Below are 17067 nucleotides of genomic sequence, written 5' to 3' on the forward strand. Positions count from 1 at the left end.
TGCTGGTGATCCACTGGCGATCCGCCGGGACGAGCCGGTCATTCGGCGGCCGGGAACACGAAGAACCCCCGGCCGGATCACTCTCCGGCCGGGGGCTATATATCTTCGATAAGACGCCTTGCGGACAGGACCTAACGCTCGGCTCCCACCGCCTTGAGGACGGCGGCGTTGAACTCGCCGTTGGTCAGCACGACCACGCCGGTGCCGCGGTGCAGCTGCGCCATGGAGACGGCCTGATAGCCACCGGGCGAACCGCCGTGCCCGTATTCCACCTCCGCCTCACCGGCGTCGACGATGGTCCCGAGGCCGTAGAAGCTGTCGCTGTGGGGCGTCAGCAGCTGCTGTGCGGCGTGCTGGGTCAGCAGGGCCAGCGGACGGCCCAGCCGGCTGCGCCGCACCTCCAGTTCGAGCTTCGCCATGTCGGCGGCCGTGCTCCACAGCCCGGCCGCGGCCTGCTCCGGATGGACGAGCCAGCCGCCGTCCAGCGTGTGACCCTCCTCGTCGTGACCCAGGGCCACCGGGCGCCCCGCCCGCTCGGGGAAGGACTGGTCGAAGCTGGTGCCGTCCATCGACAGCGGGTCGAGCACCAGCCGGCGCATCAGCGCCTCGAAGCTCTCCCCCGTGACGTCGGTCAGCAACTGCTCCACCACGGAGTAGTGGGCGTTGGACTTGTGGAACCGCTCACCCGGCGCCGTCTCGCGCACCGCGCTCCCGCGCAGCAGGCCGAGCAGGTCCGGCACCCCGTCACCGCGCCGCACCCCGCGCCGCGGAGTCTCCGCGAGCCCGGCGAGATGGCTCAGCAACTGCCGTACGGTGACGGGTTCCCGGCCGTCCGACAGCCTCCAGGAGCGCAGGTACGCGTTCGCGTCCGCGTCCAGGTCGATCACACCCCGGTCCACGAGTCGCATGACCGCGAAGGCGGTGACGTGCTTGCCCCAGGAGCCCGCCTGGAACAGGGTGTCGGGCGTGACGGGCTCGCGGGAGCCGGCGCTCAGGACTCCGATGCCTTCCAGGGAGACCAGCTCGCCCCCCTCGATCACCGCCAGGCTCGCGCCGGGCACCCCGCTCCCGGCGAGCGCGGCCCGCACGGCCGCGACGTCGACGGCGCCCGAGGTCCGGGCGGCCGGCTCGGGCACCCGCTCGGCGTCGACGGCCGCCGCGAGTGCGGCGAGCGTCTCGTGCCGGTAGAGCAGGAACAGAGAGATCGGCAGCCCGGCCCGGCGTCCGGCCGCGATCACCTGGATCACCAGGATCGAGTCGCCGCCCAGCCGGAAGAAGCTGTCCTCGCGGCCGATCGGCTCGATGCCGAGCGCCTTCGACCAGATGGCCGCGATCGTCCGCTCGGTGGCCGTACGCGGAGCCGTGTACGGGCGGTCGTCCTGGCCGGCCCACCGGTCCGGATCGGGCAGCGCCTTGCGGTCCACCTTGCCGTTGGATGTCAACGGCAGGGCGGGCAACTGGACGTAGGCCGACGGGATCATCGTCTCCGGCAGCGCGCGGGAGAGTGCCTCGCGCAGCGCGGCCGAGTCGGGCGCCGCCCCGTCGGCGGTCACCACGTAGCCGACGAGGTGCTCGTGGCCGAGCGGGCCCTGCTTCACCGCGACCGCCGCGTCCGTGACCGCGTCGAGCGCGGTCAGCGCCGACTCGATCTCGCCGAGCTCGATCCGTACCCCGTGGAGCTTCACCTGGTGGTCGACCCGGCCGAGGAACTCGATGCCGCCGTCCTCGTTCCAGGAGGCCACGTCGCCGGTGCGGTAGAGCCGCCCGCCGGGCGGACCGAACGGGTCCGGGACGAAGCGTTCGGCCGTGAGGGCGGGCCGGCCGCCGTAGCCGCGGGAGACCCCGAGGCCGCCCGCGTACAGCTCGCCGGGCACCCCCACCGGCACCGGCGCCATGTCGGCGTCCAGCACGTACAGCCGGGTGTTGCGTACCGGCCGCCCGATGGTGACCCGGGCCTCGCCCACCCGGTCGCCGGCACGGATCACCGCGTGCGTGATGTCGTCCGAACACTCGGTGGGGCCGTACGCGTTGACCATCGGGATCGACGGGAAGCGGGCGAACCAGCGACGGCACAGGTCCGGCGGCAGCGCCTCACCCGTCACCACCATCCACCGCAGATCCGGCAGCTCCAGCTCCAGCGTTCCCGCGTCGCAGGCGTCCAGCGACGCCCGCAGGAGGGACGGCACGACCTCCAGGACGCTGATCCGCTCCCGGGCCGTCCGCCCGAAGAGCGCCTCGGGGTCGACCGCGTGGTCCGGGCCGACGACCCGGACCCGCCCGCCGACCACGAAGGCCGACAGCATCTGCCAGACCGAGATGTCGAAGGCCATCGACGCGTTCTGCACCACGGAGTCGGCCCCGGTCATCGAGAGGTCCTCGACCTTGGCCAGCAGGTGGTTGGCCATGCCCCGACGGGTGACGTGCACCCCCTTGGGGAGCCCGGTGGAGCCCGAGGTGTAGATGACGTACGCCAGGTGGTCCGGCTCCGCGAGCGGCACCGGAGCGTCGGCCGGGCAGCCGGCCCACGCCTCGGGCCGGTCCAGCGCCACCGTCGTCACCCCGGTCACCGGGAGCCCCGGCAGGGTCTGTTCGGCCAGGAGGACGACCGCGCCCGCGTCCCGCACCATGTACGCCAGGCGCTCGGCCGGATGGTCCGGGTCGAGCGGCAGGTAGGCGCCGCCCGCCTTGAGGACCGCCAGCACCGCCAGCACCGTGGCGGGGGAGCGGCGTGCGTGCACGGCGACGACGGTGTCGGGGCCGACGCCGAGCGCCCGTAGGTGGTGGGCGAGCCGGCTGGTGTGCGCGGCGACCTCGGCGTAGTCGAGTTCCACCCCGTCCGCCGTGATCGCGGCCCGGTCCGGGTGCGTCGCCGCGAACCGGTCCACCTCCTGCTCGACCGCCACCCACTCCGGCTCGCGCCGGGTGTCGGTCCAGGCGTCCAGCCGCTCCAGGTCGCCCGCGTCGAGGAGGACCGCCCGCGGGTCGCCGTCGGGCGAGGCGGCCATGGAGACGAGCACCGCCCGGTACATTCCGGCGAGCCGCTCGGTGTTCGCCCGGCTCAGCACCCGCGAGTCGGCCGTGAGATTGAGGCCCTCGCCGCCGGTGGCGACGCTCAGCGCGAACTCGGTGGTGGTCTGCCCGATGCTCGAACCGGCGTCGATCCGGTCGCTGTTGAAGATCCTCAGGTCGTGGTAGTTGAACAGCACGTCCATCTGCCGGCGGGCACCGGGCGCGTCCCGCTGGATCGCGGACATCGGATAGCGGCGGTGCGGCCACAGCGCGACCTCGCGGTCGAAGACCTGCTGGACCAGCTCGTGCCAGCTGCCCGCCGAACGGTCGTACGCGAACGGCAGCGTGTTGAGGTACATGCCCAGCACCCGGTCGGCGCCCAGCACCTCGGGACGCGCGTCGGCGACCAGGCCGGTGTGGAAGGTCTCCTCCCGGGTGAGCAGGCTCATCACCTTCAGATGCGCCGCGAGCAGCACGCTCTTCAGCGAGACCCGGCTGCGCGAGGCGAACGCCCGCAGCCGCTCCTCCAGATCGGTGAGGACGACCGGCACCACATGGGTGCGGCGCTCACCCGCCTCCCCCCATCCGGCGGGCAGTTCCAGCGGAGCGTACGCACCGGTGACGCCCCGCCAGTACGCACGGTCCGTGCCGGCTCCCAGGGATTCCAGTTCTCCCGCCACGAAGTCGGCGTACCGCACCGGCGGCGCCTGGTACGGCTCCGCGTCCCCGGTACCGTCCAGGATCTCGCGGTAGCAGTCGACCAGTTCGGTGAGCAGCGCGAACTGCCCCCAGCCCTGGGTGATGGCGTGCGGCTGGCTGAAGGTGACCCGCCAGGCGGCATCGCTCTCCAGGTGGACCGCCACCCGCAGCAGGGGCGCCGCGGCCGGATCGAAGGGGTCGGCCCGCTCGGCCGCGAGGAACTCGGCCATCGTGCGCTCCTGCGCCGCCGCGTCCAGACCGCGCAGGTCGTGCACGCGCACCGGGACGTCGACGCTCTCGTGCACCAACTGCATGGGCACCGAGTGCCCGACCAGGTCGAAGGAGGTCCGCAGCACGTCGTGGCGGGCCGTGACCCGGGCGACGGCCGCGCGCAGGGCGGACGGGGAGAACGGGTGGTCGTCGCGGACCCGGGTGGAGACGCACTGGTGGTACGTGCTGCCACCGGTGTCCGCGAGCATCTCGACCAGCATGCCGAGCTGGAGCTGTGAGGCCGGGTAGGCGTCCAGGAGCCCGGCCGGCAGCAGTTCCCGGTCGTCGGCGTCGAGCAGGGCGAACGGCGCCACGCCGGTGATCGACTCGCTCAGCACGGGGCGTCCCTCGACCGCACGCGCCAGACCGGCGACCGTACGGTGCGCGAAGACGTCCCGGACGGCGACGTCGTACCCGGCGGCGCGCAGGGTGCCGACCAGGTTGATGGCGCGCAGCGAGTCCCCGCCGAGGTCGAAGAAGGAGTCCTCGACCCCCGCCCGGTCCACGCCCAGCACCTGGGCCCAGAGCGCGGAGAGGCGCTCCTCGTCCGGAGTGCCGGGCGCCACGTAGGCGGCCGAGGCCAGGGCGTCCTGCGCGGGTGCGGGCAGGGAGCGCCGGTCGATCTTGCCCGCCGCGTTCAGCGGGAGTTCGTCCAGCAGGACGAACGCAGAGGGCAGGAGCGCCTCGGGGAGCGACGAGGCCAGCTGCCTGCGCAGTTCGCCCGGCTCCACGGTCTGGCCGGCGGCCGGCACGACGTACGCGACGAGCCGCTTGTCGCCCGGTGTGTCCTCGCGGACGGTCACGGCGGTGTGGGCGACCGCGGGGAGCCCGCTCAGGACCGACTCGATCTCGCCCGGTTCGATCCGCACTCCGCGGATCTTGACCTGGTTGTCGGCCCGCCCGGTGTACAGCAGGGTGCCGTCGGGGCGGAACCGGACGATGTCGCCGGTGCGGTAGAGCCTGGCTCCCGGCACCGCGGAGAAGGGGTCGGGGACGAAGGAGGCGGCGGTGCGCTCCGGCAGGTTGCGGTAGCCGCGGGCCAGCCCGGTGCCCCCGATGTAGAGCTCGCCGGGGACCGAGACCGGGACGGGGCGCATCAGCTCGTCCAGGACGTAGACCGTGTTGTTGGCGATCGGCCGGCCGATCGAGACCTGGCCGGGCTCCTCGGGGACCTCCCAGCTCGTGGACCAGATGGTCGTCTCGGTCGGCCCGTAGACGTTCACCAGACGGCCGACCCGGGAGCGCAGCTCACCGGCCAGCTCGGCGGGCAGCGCCTCGCCGCCCGTGAGCGCGGTGACGGGCGCCGCGCCGAAGCCGGAGCGGAGCAGCAGGTTCCAGCCGGACGGCGTGGCCTGGACGTGTGTGATGCCGTGGTCCTCCACGAGCCGGGACACCGCCGCCCCGTCCTTGGTCCGCAGGCTGTCGGTCAGCACCAGCCGGCCGCCGGTGACCAGCGGCAGGAAGAGTTCCAGGCCGGAGATGTCGAAGGAGACGGAGGTGAGGGAGAGCCAGGTGGAGGTCTCGCCGGAGCCGAGCTCCGGGGCCAGGGCGAGCAGCAGGTTGGCCAGCGCCGCGTGCCCGATCCCGACACCCTTGGGACGGCCGGTCGAGCCCGAGGTGTAGATCGTGTACGCGAGGTTGCCGGAGCGGGCCGCGACCGGCTTCTGGGACTCCGCGGCGGGCCACGGCAGGTCGTGGACCAGGAGCTCGCCCTCGTACACCCCGTCCAGCGAGCCGGCCAGGGCGGAGTCGGTCACCACCACGTCCGCGCCCGCGTCGGACAGGACGTAGCCGACGCGGTCGGCCGGGAAGGCCGGGTCGAGCGGCACGTACGAGGCGCCGGTTCCCCAGGCGCCGAGCATCGCGGCGACCAGCTCCGGCGTACGGTCGAGCAACAGTCCGACGACCGACTCGGGGCCCGCGCCGAGCGTGTGCAGCCGGGCCGCGTACCGGTCGGAGCGCTCCTTCAGCCAGGCGTACGTGAACCGGCCGCCGTCGTGGACGAGGGCGACCGCGTCCGGGGTGGCGGCCGCTCGCGCCTCGAAGAGGGCCTGCACGGGGGTCGCGGCACGCTCCACCGAGGTGGCGTTCCAGTCCGTCAGCAGCCGGGCACGCTCGTCGTCGGCGAGCAGGTCACCGGTGGCGTCCCCGTCCGGGTCGGCGGCCATGCCCTCCAGCACGGTGCGGTACATCGCCACCAGGCGGTCGGCGTTGGCCCGGTTCACGGCGTGCGAGTCGGCGGTCACGATGATGTGGCCGACCCGCGAGGAGACGGTCAGCGGGAACTCCGACGGGCTGTCGTCGATCCCGCCCTCGTGGTCCACCAGACCGGCGTCGACCTGCCGGAAGTCCTGGTAGTTGAAGTACACGTCGAGCAGCCGGCGCGTGCCGCCCCACTCGCGCTGGATCGCGGCCATCGGGTAGCGGCGGTGGGACCACAGCTCGACCTCACGGGCGAAGACCTGACGCACCAGCTCCGACCAGGTACGCGCGGAGCGGTCGTGGGCGAACGGCAGCGTGTTGAGGTACATGCCGAGCACCCGGTCGGCGCCCGCCAGTTCGGGCCGGGCGTCGCACACCAGCCCGGTGTGGAAGGCGGACTCACCGGTGAGCCGGCTCATCACCGTCAGGTGGGCCGCCACCATGACGCTCTTCATCGACGTCCTGGCGCGCCTGGCCAGGGCCCGCAGCCCGTCCTCCAGGTCGGTCCAGACGATGCCCGCCTGGACGGTCTCCCGGGGCAGCTCGGGGCTGTCGCCCCATCCCTGCGGGAGTCGCAGCGCGGCGTGCTCCTCGACGACCGACCGCCAGTAGCCGCGGTCCTCCTCGGAGTCCAGGGCGCGCACCTCACCGGCGATGAAGTCGGCGAAGCGGACGGCCGGAGCGTCGTAGGGCTCCGGTTCCCGGCCGTCGCGCACCGCCTGATAGCACTCCACCAGTTCCATCAGCAGGGAGTGGTGCCCCCAGCCCTCCAGGATCGGGTGGCACTCGGTCACCGAGATCCACCAGCCGTCGTCGGAGTCCGTCAGGTGCGCGAAGAAACGCATCAGGGAGGGGACGGACAGATCGAAGATGTCGGCCCGCTCGGCGGCGGTGAAGGCACGCAACGCGGTGTCGACCTCGGCCGGACCCAGCCCTCGGAGGTCCTGGTGGCCGAGCGGCATGACGGCCTCGGCGTGCACGAGCTGCATGGGCTGCGTGTAGCCGGTCGGGTCGATCGACGTGCGCAGCACCTCGTGGCGCGCGGTGACGATCCGCCCGGCCTCGGCGAACGCCTCGGCGTCGAAGGGGCGGTCGTCGCGGATTCTGAACGTCGAGACGTTGTGGTAGAGGTTGCGGGTGGTGTCGGCGAGCATCTCGACGACCATGCCGAGCTGCATCTGCGACAGCGGGTACGCGTCCGTGACACCGGCCGGCAGGGCCGCCCGGTCCTCCGGGGTGATCAGCGCGAACGGCTGGACGGTCTCGTTGCCTGCGGCCAGGGCCGGGCGGCCGGTGAGGGACTCGCAGAGCAGGGCGACCGTACGGAAGTCGAAGACGTCGCGGACCGCCACGTCGTAGCCCGCCGCGCGCAACGCGCCGACCAGGGCGATCGCCCGGATCGAGTCGCCGCCGAGGTCGAAGAAGGAGTCCTCCACCCCCACCCGGTCCACGCCGATGACGTCGGCCCAGACCGCGGCGACACGCTCCTCCACGGGCGTACGAGGGGCGGTGTACGCGGCCGTGCCGCGCAGCGTCTGCTGGTCCGGGGCGGGCAGCGCCCGGTGGTCGAGCTTGCCGTTGACGGTCAGCGGGATGCGGTCGAGCGCCACGAACGCGGCGGGCAGCATGTACTCGGGCAGGGTGCGGCGCAGCAGGGCCCGCAGCGCACCGGCCTCCGGCAGCCCGCCCGGGCCCTGTGCGACGAGGTAACCGACGAGCTGCTTCTCGCCCGGACTGTCCTCGCGGACCCGGACGACGGCCTCGCCGACGCCCGGGTGCTCCAGCAGCGCGTGGGCGATCTCGCCCGGTTCCACGCGGTAGCCACGTATCTTGACCTGCCCGTCGATCCGGCCGACGAACTCCAGGCTGCCGTCCGCCAGCCGCCGGGCCGCGTCGCCGCTGCGGTAGAGCCGCGCGCCGGGCGGTCCGAAGGGGTCGGGCACGAAGCGTTCGGCCGTCAGCTCCGGCCGGCCCAGGTAGCCGCGCGCGACTCCCGGACCGCCGACGTGTATCTCACCCGGGACGCCGATGGGCGCCGGGTTTCCCGAGGCGTCCAGCAGGTACACCGATAGATCGCTGAGCGGATGGCCCACCCGATTGCCCGAGAGCGGATCAAAGTCCTTCTCCCCGATCCGGTAGTAGGTGGTGTGCACGGTCGTCTCGGTGATGCCGTACATGTTGACGAGAGCGGGCCCGTCGGGACCGACCCGGTCCGTCCAGGGGCGCAGTTCGGGTACTTCGAGCTTCTCGCCGGCGAAGACGACCGCGCGCAGGGCGAGTTCGTCGATCCTCGGATCGCCCGAGCCGGCCGCCGTCACCAGCGAGCGGAAGGCGGTCGGGGTCTGGGAGAGGACCGTCACCCGCTCCGAGACCAGGAGGTCCAGGAAGTCGGACGGCGACCGGGCGGTGTCCTGGTCCACGACCACCAGCCTGCCGCCGTGGAGCAGCGCGCCCCACATCTCGAAGACGGAGACGTCGAAGGCGTACGAGTGGAACATCGTCCAGACGTCTTCGGCGGTGAAGTCGTAGTGCTCATGGGCCGTGGACAGCAGACGCGTCACGTTGCCGTGCTCCAGCACCACACCCTTGGGCCGGCCGGTGGAGCCGGAGGTGTAGATGACGTACACGGTGGAGTCCGGGCCCGCGAGGGGCTCGGGGTCCGTGAGGGGGCGGGCCGATATGCGTTCCGCGTCGCGGTCCAGGACGACGAGCCCGCCGTCGTGCACGTCCTTCAGGGCGGCGGCGGTCGTGGAGGTGGCGACGACGATCCGGGCGCCCGCGTCCTCGAGGACGTAACCGAGCCGCTCGGCCGGGTTGGCCGGGTCCAGCGGCAGGTAGCCGGCACCGGACTTGAGGATGCCGAGCAGGGCGGGAAGGAGTTCGGCGCCGCGCTCCAGGCAGAGGCCGACCAGTTGCTCGGGGCCGGCCCCCAGCTCGCGCAGATGGTGGGCGAGCTGGTTGGCCCGCTCGTTGAGCTGCCGGTAGGTGAGCGAGAGGCCGCCCGCGGTGACGGCGACGGCGTCCGGTGTCGCGGCGGCCCGCTCCTCGAAGACCTGATGCACACAGCGCTCGGCCGGCGCGGCGGGGCGGGTTCCGGCAGGTGCGCCGGTGACGGCGGCGTACTCCTCGTCGTCGAGGATCCGCAGCCGGGAGACCGGGACTCCGGGACGTGCGGTGACCTCGTCGAGCAGCCGCCGCAGGTGGCCCGTCATACGGTTCACGGTCGCGTGGTCGAAGAGGGCCGTGGCGTAGTTGAGCGCCCCGCCCAGCGAGCCGTCGGGGCCCTCCTCGATCTGGAGGGTCAGGTCGTACTTGGCGACGGTCTCGCTCCGCCCGTACTGCTCGACGGCGAGACCGGGCAGGGCGAGGGCGTCGATGCGCTGCTCGTGCATCGTGAAGGCGACCTGGTGCAGCGGCGTGCGGGACATGTCCCGGTCCGGCTGCAGCTCGTCCACCAGCCGCGCGAACGGCACCTCCTGGTGGTCGAACGCGTCGAGCACCGCGCCCGTCGTCCGGTCGAGCAGTTCACCGAAGCCCGGGTCGTCCGCCCAGCTCCCGCGCATCACCACGGTGTTGATGCCGTAGCCGATGAGCTGCTGGAGTTCGGGGCGGGTGCGCCCGGAGACGACGGTGCCCACGGAGACGTCGGGCTGCCCGGTGTAGCGGGAGATCAGGACCTGGAAGGCCGTCAGCAGCACCGCGTAAGGGGTGGTGCGGTGGCTTCCGGCCAGCGCGTGGACCCGCGCGGCGAGCTCCGCGGGGAAGGTGAACCGCACGTCGGCGCCGGTGGTGTCCCGGAGCGCGGGCCGCGGCCGGTCGGCGGGCAGCTCGGTGGGCAGGGCGCCCGAGAGCAGTCCCCGCCAGTGCGCCAGCCCGCGCTCCAGGGCGGGCCCGGACAGCTGCTGGTGCTGCCAGGACGCGTAGTCGGCGTACTGCGTGGACATCGGGGCCAGGGGCGTACCGCCGTAGAGACTGCTCAGTTCACCGGCGAACACCCGGATCGACCAAGCGTCGCACGCGATGTGGTGGAAGACCACGGCCAGGACGTGCTCGTCCTCGGCCAGCTTCACCAGCCGGGCCCGGACGGGCCATTGGGCGGCGAGGTCGAAGGGCGTGGTGACCTCGCGTTCGACGAGTTCGGCGGCCAGCCGCTCCCGGTCGGCGGCCGGCTCACCGGACAGGTCCACGACCGGCAGGGCGACCGGCGCGGGGGCGTCTATCAGCTGGACCGGCTCGACGCCCGACAGCCCGTAGCGGGTGCGCAGGATCTCGTGGCGGTCGGTCATCGTCTGCCACGCCCCGGCGAGCGCGGCCCGGTCCAGGGTGCCGCTCAGCCGCAGGACCATCGGCACCAGGTACTCGGCGCTGTCCGGCTGGAGACGGTTGAGGAACCACATCTGGCGCTGTCCGGCGGAGAGCGGGAGCGGTGTGTCGCGGTCGGCGCGCGGCAGGGACAGGGACGCGGACTTCGGGCGGCCACCGGAGCGCCGGCCCGCGAGCCGGCTGCGCAGCAGCTCGGCGCGGCGTTCGGCGGCAGCCGCGGCTCTCTGGTCCACAGGAGTCGTTTCCTGAATGGTCATGCGCTCTGGTCCTCCAGCAGTTCGGCGTCGGACAGCTGCTCTATCTCGGCCCGGATGTCGGCTTCGACGGCGTCCGCGAGACCGGCGACGGTGGGGTGTTCGAAGATCCGCCGGATCGGCAGGGCGATGTCGAACTCGGACTGCATCGCCGCGATCAGACGGATGGCGAGGATGGAGTTCCCGCCGGAGCGGAAGAAGTTGTCGTGCACTCCGACGTGGGCGCCGAGCAGTTCCGCCCAGATCTCGGAGATACGTTCCTGCAGCGCGCTCTCCGGGGCGTCGCCCGGCCCGCTCTCCTCGGCGACGGCCCGCGGGTCCGGCAGGGCCGCCCGGTCGAGCTTTCCGTTCGCGTTCAGGGGGAGGGACTCCAGCGCGGTGAACGAGGACGGCACCAGGTAGTCGGGGAGCAGCTCGGCGCAGTACGCGCTGAGCTCCCCGCTGTCCGTCGGGCCGAAGGCCGGCACGTAGTAACCGGCCAGTCGGACCGTTCCCGCCTCGTCGGTGCGGGCGACGACGGCCGCCTCCCGCACGCCGGGGTGACCGGCGAGCACGGCCTGCGCCTCGCCGGGCTCCACGCGATAGCCGCGGATCTTGACCTGGTGGTCGCCGCGGCCGAGGAACTCCACGACCCCGCCGGGCAGCCACCGCACCAGGTCCCCGGTGCGGTACAGCCGCGCTCCGGCCGGGCCGTACGGGTCCGGCACGAAGCGCTCGGCGGTCGCCTCCGGGCGGTCCGCGTAGCCCCGGGCCACCCCCGTACCGCCGACGCAGAGCTCACCGACCGTGCCGGGCGGCACGGGCCGCAGCCCCGCGTCCAGGACGTACATCGCCATCCCGGGCAGCGGCCGCCCGATCGGGACCACCGCGGCCCGCTCGTCGGCGGCCACGGGGTGGACGCAGGTGCCCACGGACGCCTCGGTCGGCCCGTACTCGTTGATGAGCCGGCCGGCGCCGAGCAGCCCCGCCCAGTGACGGGCGAGAGCCCCCGGAAGTGCCTCACCGGCCACCACGATCACCCCGGCCAGCGCTTGCGCCCGCTCGGCGGACAACTGCCCGGTGAGGATGTCGAGATGCCCGGGCGTCAGCTTCAGGAAGCTGTACGGCCCCGAGGCGGCGAGCCGCTCACCGAGCTCGGTGAGGTCCATGTCCTGCGGCAGCATCACCACGCGCTGCCCGGCGAGCAACGGCGCCCACACATTGGGCATCGTCAGGTCGAAGGCGGTGGAGGAGAAGACCGCGCTGCCGCCGGTGCCCCGGGAGACCAGTGCGTCGACGGCCCACCGCAGGTGGTTGGCGAGACCGCGGTGCTCCACCGCGACGCCCTTGGGGCGGCCGGTGGAACCCGACGTGTAGATGACGTAGGCCAGCCGGTCCGGATCGGCGGTGACGGCGGGGGCCGTCACCGGCAGCGCGGCCAGGGCCGCTTCGTCGGCGTCCGTGTCCGTGAGCACCAGCTCGCCGTCGTACCCCTCGAACCGCTCGCCGTACCCGGCGGTGGTCACCACCGCCGTCGCCCCGGCATCGGAGCACACCCCAGCGACGCGCTCGGCCGGCCAGGCCGGGTCCATCGGGATGTAGGCGCCGCCCGCCTTCCAGACGGCCAGCAGGGTGGCCGTCAGCTCGGCCCCGCGGTCCAGGAGGACCCCCACCAGGCTCTCCGGGCCGACGCCCAGCGACCCCAGGTGGTGGGCCAGCCGGTTCGCCCGTGCGTCGAGCTCCCGGTACGAGACGCGCCGGCCCTCCTCCTCGACGGCCACGGCTTCCGGGGTGAGCGCGGCCCGCTGCTCGAACACCTCGTGCACCGCGGCGGTCACCGGCCCGGCCGGCGCCTTCGCCCAGCCGTCGGTCAGCTCCCGGTACTCGGCCCCGGAGAGCATGCCGGCCGCGTCGAGCCGGACCCCGGGGTCCGCCGCGAAGGAGCCCAGCAGCCGCTGGAAGCGCTCGGCGAGAGCCGCGATCGTGGCCTCGTCGTAGAGCGCGGTCGCGTACTCGAAGCTGGCGAACAGGGTGCCGTCCTCGTGACGGCGCATGTACAGCGTCAGGTCGGTGTGGGCGACGTTCCACATCTCCTTGAGCGTCGCGATGTCCTCCTGCTCCTGGACCGCGCCGTTGAACGACTCGTCGTGCAGGTCGAAGGCGACCTGGTAGAGCGGGGTGCGGGAGAGGTCGCGCTCCGGCGCCAGCTCCTCCACCAGGCGTTCGAACGGCAGGTCCTGGTGGGCGAAGGCCTCGCGGCCGGTCGCCCTGACCCGCTCCAGTGCCTCGCGGAAGGTGAGTTTCCCCTCCAGCGCGCAGCGCAGCACCAGGCTGTTGAGGAAGAAGCCGACGACGTTCTCCGTCTCGGGCCGGCCACGCCCCGCGACCGGGGTGCCGACCGGCACGTCCCACTGGCCGCTGTGGGCGGCGAGCAGCGTGGCGTACGCCGTCAGCAGGGTGGTGAAGGGCGTCGCGCCGTGCTGCCGGCCCAGTTCGGTGAGGGCCGTGACCACCGGGGCGGGCACGGAGAAGTGGACGACGGAACCGCGGCCGTCGCGCACGGCCGCGCGCGGCCGGTCGGTGGGCAGTTCCACCGGGACGGAACCGGCCAGGGCCCCGCGCCAGTGGTCGAGCTCCCTGGCGATCACCCCGTCGGTGAGACGGGCGCGCTGCCAGCCGGCGTAGTCGGCGTAGTCGAGCGTCCGCACCGGCAGCACGGCGGTCTGCTCGCCCGCGCGGTAGGCCGCCAGGAGCTGGTGGAACTCGCGCTCCAGGATGTCCGACGACCAGCCGTCGGTGGTGATGTGGTGCATGGCGACGGTGACGATGTGGTCCCCGCGGCGCAGCCGGACGAGCATGGCGCGCAGCAGCGGGCCGTTCTCCAGGTCGAAGCCGCGGCTGAAGTCCTCCTTGACGAGGGCCGTGAACTCGTCCCGGTCGGCGTGCAGATGACGCAGTTCGACCCGGTGCGGCTCGGCGATGTACTGGACGGACTCGCCGTCCACCACCGCGTACCGGGTCCGCAGCGCCTCGTGCCGCTCCACCAGGGCGTTGAGCGCGCGCCGCACATGGCTGACGTGGGTGCCCTCCGGGACCTTGAGGAACATGCCGGCGACCCACTCGGGGCTCCCCGGGTTCATCCGGTCCAGGAACCACAGCCGGCGCTGGCCGAAGGAGAGCGGCAGCGGTCCGCCGTCGCGCGGCACCGCGGTCATCGGTGCCTCGGCCGGCTCTCCGGCCGCGTCCGCCGCGCCGTCCGGCGTGACCAGCCCTGCCTGCGCCTCGACGGTCGTGGCGGTGAACAGCCCGCGCAGCTGGATCTTCTGGCCGGTGGCGGTACGCAGCCGGCTCGCGAGTCTCGTCAGTTGCAGGGACGTTCCGCCGAGGCCGAAGAAGTCGTCGTCGAGGCCGACCCCGTCGGCTCCCAGCAGCTCCTGCCAGGCCTGGGCGACCAGCTTCTGGGCCTCGGTCGACGGAGCCCGGAAGGCGGGCCGGCCGGTGCCGGCGGCAAGCTCGGGGGAGGGCAGCGCGGCGCGGTCGGCCTTGCCGTTGACGGTCAGCGGGAAGGCGTCGAGACGGATGAAGACCGCGGGTATGTGGGTGTCGGGCAGCCGCTCCTGGAGGAACGCTCGCAGACCCGCGACGACGTCGTCGGCGTCGGCGGTGACGTATCCGGCGAGCCGCTTGTCGCCCTGGGCGGTGCCGAACGCGGTGACGACGGCGCCGCTGACCCGCGGATGGGCGCTGAGCGCGCTCTCGATCTCACCCGGCTCGATCCGGACCCCGTTGATCTTCACCTGGTGGTCGATGCGACCCAGGTACTCCAGCACGCCGTCCTTGCGCCAGCGCACCTTGTCACCGGTGCGGTACAGCCGCGAGCCGTCCTTGGCGAACGGGTCGGGCACGAAGCGGTCTGCGGTCTGCGCGGGGCTGCCGAGGTACCCGCGGGCCACGCCCACGCCCCCCGCGTACAGCTCGCCCGGCGTGCCGACCCCGACCGGCGCGCCGGCCGCGTCGACGACCAGGGCGCGCATCCCGCCGATGGGCCGGCCGATGGGCACGGGGCCCGACAGCTGAGCCGCGTCGAAGCGGTGGGCGGTCACGTCGATCGCGCACTCGGTGGGTCCGTAGGTGTTCCAGATCTCCAGCTCGGCGTCGCCCTCCCGGCGCGCTGCCCGGCGCAGCACCCGCTGGGCCAGTTCGGCCTGGAGCGGCTCCCCGGCGGAGAAGAGCAGCCGCAGCGACCCGCAGCCCTGCCAGCCGTCCTCGTCGGCCAGCAGCCGCAGCACCGAGGGAACCACCTGCAGGACGGTGACACGTCGCTCGGCGACGGTACGCAGCAGGGCGGCGGCGTCCCGCTCGGCGCCCGCGGGCGCCAGCACCACGGTGCCTCCGCTGACGAGGGGCGCGAAGATCTCCCACACATGGGCGTCGAAGGTGACCGCGGTCTTGTGCAGCAGCCGGTCGGCCGGCCCGAGGCCATGCGTCCCGGTGGCCCAGGCGATGCGGTTGGCGATGCCCGCGTGGGTGACGACCACGCCCTTGGGCTCCCCGGTGGAACCGGAGGTGTAGATGACGTAGGCGGCGTCCTGCTGACCGGCGTCGGCCACGGGCGGGCCGCTCGGCAGGTCCGCCGCCGCGTCCGCCAGTTCGGCCAGGACGAGCGGCTGCGCGCCCGAACCCTGTGCCACGTGTGCGGAGTCGTGATCGGTGATGACGAGGGCGGCCCCGGCGGCCTGGAGCATCCAGGAGGAGCGGAGGGCCGGCTGGGCCGGGTCGAGCGGCAGATAGCCCGCGCCCGCCCGCCATACGGCGAGCAGCGTGCTGACCAGTTCCGCGCTGCGGGGCAGGCAGACGCCCACGACGGACCCCGGCCCGACACCCCGTCCGCGCAGCTGGTGGGCCAGCCGGTCGGCGCGGGTGTCGAGCTCGGCGTAGCTGATCTCCTGCGCGTCATCGACGACGGCGACAGCATCCGGAGTCGCCGCCGCGCGGCTCGCTACGAGTTCATGAGCCAGGAGGGGCTCGTTGGGGGAGGCGCCCGTACGCGACTCGGGATTCATGTCTTCGTTGCTCCTTGTCGGTGATCGGCAGTGTTGAGGTCGAGGGTCAGCCGGCGACGGGGTCCATGCGCCGGCGCAGGCTCAGCGGGCGCATGTCCGTCCAGACCCGTCCGACATGGGCGAGGCACTCCTCGCGGCTGCCCTCGGTGCCCTCGGCCTCCCAGCCGGCGGGCAGCTCGCGGTCGGCCCACCAGACGGAGTACTGCTCCTCGTCGTTGAGCACCACGCGGTAGGCGGGCGCGGTCTGCACGGCGTTCTCTGTGTTCGCAGCGGACACGGTTCTCTCCTGGATGTGTGACTGGATGTGTGAGGTGATCAGTCGGACATCGCGACGAGGACCCGTCGCGGGCCGGTGAACGGACGGCGGCCGTGGCCCACCAGCACGTTGTCGATGAGCAGCAGGTCACCGGTGTGCCAGTCGACGTCCACGGCGTTCTCGAGGCCCCGGTCGCGGACCTGGATCGCGTACGCGTCGGGGATGGGGGAGCCGTCGGCGAAGCTGACGGACTGCGGGAGCTGCTCGGCCGGCATGATCGCGGCCAGGGCCGCGGCCGTGTCGTCGCCGAGCGATGCGGGGTGCCACTGGTCGGCCTGGTTGAACCAGACCTCGTCACCGGTGACCGGATGCCGGATGACGGCGGGCCGCAGCTGGCTGACGCGCAGCGAGCCGTCGGGCAGCCACTTCCAGTCGGCGCCCGATTCGCTCAGGAACGCCTCGACCCGGTCGCGGTCCTCGGTCTCGAACGTCGCCTGCCAGCTCTTGCCGAGCCCCATCCCGCCATGCAGGTTCTGGCTGTAGCGGACTCCACCGGCGAAGGCGTCGCGCACCTCGGGGTCGAGGCATCCGAGCCAGCGGGTGCCGTCGATCACGGGAGTGGCACCACCGGTCAGCGGCGCGGTCTCGCAGAAGAACAGCAGCCGGGCCGGCCACTGATGGGCGTAGCTCATCTCGTTGTGCATCGAGATGCTGAACTCGGCCGGGTACTCGGTCGAGGTGTACACATTGGAACCGACCTTGGTGCGCGGCGAGTTGCCGTGGACGTACGCGAGCCGGTTCGGCAGCAGCAGGTCCATCACCTCGTCCAGCTCCGCCCGGCCGACCCCGAACCCCCTGAAGACCAGGGCCTTCTCGCGGGCCAGCAGCCCGCCGAGGTCCGGCAGGGAGTTCAGGTGACCGGCCAGGCCCCGCGCGGTCGGCTCCGTGCCGGTATCGGCCGGGGTGATCTCCGCGGGGCTCCAGGAGACGTTGTTCTCCATGCGTGCTCTCC

The 17067-nt window shown here is 73.0% G+C and carries 4 protein-coding genes; all 4 read right to left on the reverse strand.

Annotation, left to right across the window (positions count from 1 at the left end; all coding sequences use genetic code 11):
• Nucleotides 1–131 precede the first annotated feature (131 nt).
• From ACFYPA_RS10980 to ACFYPA_RS10995, 4 genes are read right to left on the reverse strand one after another with little or no spacing between them, the layout of a single operon-like run.
• Complete coding sequence (locus ACFYPA_RS10980) at nucleotides 132–10760, reverse strand: amino acid adenylation domain-containing protein (protein ID WP_389131176.1); 10629 nt, start codon at nucleotides 10758–10760, stop codon at nucleotides 132–134.
• Complete coding sequence (locus tag ACFYPA_RS10985; protein ID WP_389131179.1) at nucleotides 10757–15799, reverse strand: amino acid adenylation domain-containing protein; 5043 nt, start codon at nucleotides 15797–15799, stop codon at nucleotides 10757–10759. The genes ACFYPA_RS10980 and ACFYPA_RS10985 overlap by 4 nt, the downstream gene beginning before the upstream one ends.
• A gap of 46 nt (nucleotides 15800–15845) precedes the next feature.
• On the reverse strand, nucleotides 15846–16091 hold the full coding sequence (locus ACFYPA_RS10990) for an MbtH family protein (protein WP_389131709.1): 246 nt from the start codon (nucleotides 16089–16091) through the stop codon (nucleotides 15846–15848).
• A gap of 23 nt (nucleotides 16092–16114) precedes the next feature.
• Nucleotides 16115–17056: a TauD/TfdA family dioxygenase gene (locus tag ACFYPA_RS10995; protein ID WP_359085907.1), complete on the reverse strand. Its 942-nt coding sequence runs from the start codon at nucleotides 17054–17056 to the stop codon at nucleotides 16115–16117.
• Between the last annotated feature and the right edge of the window lie 11 nt (nucleotides 17057–17067).

It is taken from the genome of Streptomyces sp. NPDC005775 (assembly GCF_042871565.1).
GTDB lineage: Bacteria > Actinomycetota > Actinomycetes > Streptomycetales > Streptomycetaceae > Streptomyces.

Coding starts and splice junctions, on each gene's coding strand:
- ACFYPA_RS10995 (WP_359085907.1), bottom strand. CDS start 17,056: ATGGAGAACAACGTCTCCTGGAGCCCCGCGGAGATCACCCCGGCCGAT.
- ACFYPA_RS10985 (WP_389131179.1), bottom strand. CDS start 15,799: ATGAATCCCGAGTCGCGTACGGGCGCCTCCCCCAACGAGCCCCTCCTG.
- ACFYPA_RS10980 (WP_389131176.1), bottom strand. CDS start 10,760: ATGACCATTCAGGAAACGACTCCTGTGGACCAGAGAGCCGCGGCTGCC.